Origin of the sequence: Rosenbergiella sp. YN46 (assembly GCF_036620675.1) — a bacterium.
Lineage (GTDB): Bacteria > Pseudomonadota > Gammaproteobacteria > Enterobacterales > Enterobacteriaceae > Jejubacter.
Genome location: NZ_JAZHEE010000119.1, coordinates 1 through 630 on the forward strand (window position 1 = coordinate 1; position 630 = coordinate 630).

Consider the following 630-nt stretch of genomic DNA (forward strand, 5'->3'; position numbering starts at 1 on the left):
GGATTAAATGTAGAGGTACTTGACTCCAAGTATACCTGTCTTGGAAATTTGATTTGTGCAAATGATAAAGGGGCCATTGTATCACCAATAATATCAAAACAAACTGTAAAAAAGATTGAACAGGTATTAGATGTTGAGGTAATTCAGAAAAAAGTTGCAGGATATCACCAGGTTGGCGCAATGGTTGTTGCAACAGCACATGGCGGCATAATCCATCCAGAAACTGATGATTCTGATATCAAAACTTTTTCAAATGTAATGGGGGTAGAATTTGAACCGGCCACAATTAATGGTGGAACTCCATTTTTATCTTCAGGTGTTTTAGCAAATAACCACTCCATTGTTGTGGGCCCTCTAACTAATGGACCAGAAATAATGATGCTCACCAGAGCATTTGCTAACTAAGAATTGATTTCAAAGAAGCTAGCAAGTTATCGATTGGAATTTTGTTTTCTTTGCCGTCTTTCATGTTTCGTAGAATAATACAATCCTCTGCGTACTCTTTCGGTCCAACTATAATGGTGTATGTCGAGTCAGATGCATATTCCATTTGTTTTGACAGAGATTTCCCAACAACATCAATATCTGTTGGAATTTCTTTTTGTCTAAGCTTTGATGCAAGATTCATTG

Annotated in this window: 2 protein-coding genes; one reads left to right on the forward strand and one right to left on the reverse strand. The window is 36.8% G+C overall.

The annotated features are described in order from the left end of the window. Positions 1-405: hypothetical protein (locus V3W49_RS22805; RefSeq protein WP_500148237.1), on the forward strand; the 405-nt coding region annotated here is incomplete at its 5' end. Here the strand turns inward: V3W49_RS22805 and V3W49_RS22810 are convergent. Next, positions 398-630 (reverse strand): His/Gly/Thr/Pro-type tRNA ligase C-terminal domain-containing protein (locus tag V3W49_RS22810; RefSeq protein WP_500148239.1); only part of this gene is annotated, 233 nt, incomplete at its 5' end. The genes V3W49_RS22805 and V3W49_RS22810 overlap by 8 nt on opposite strands.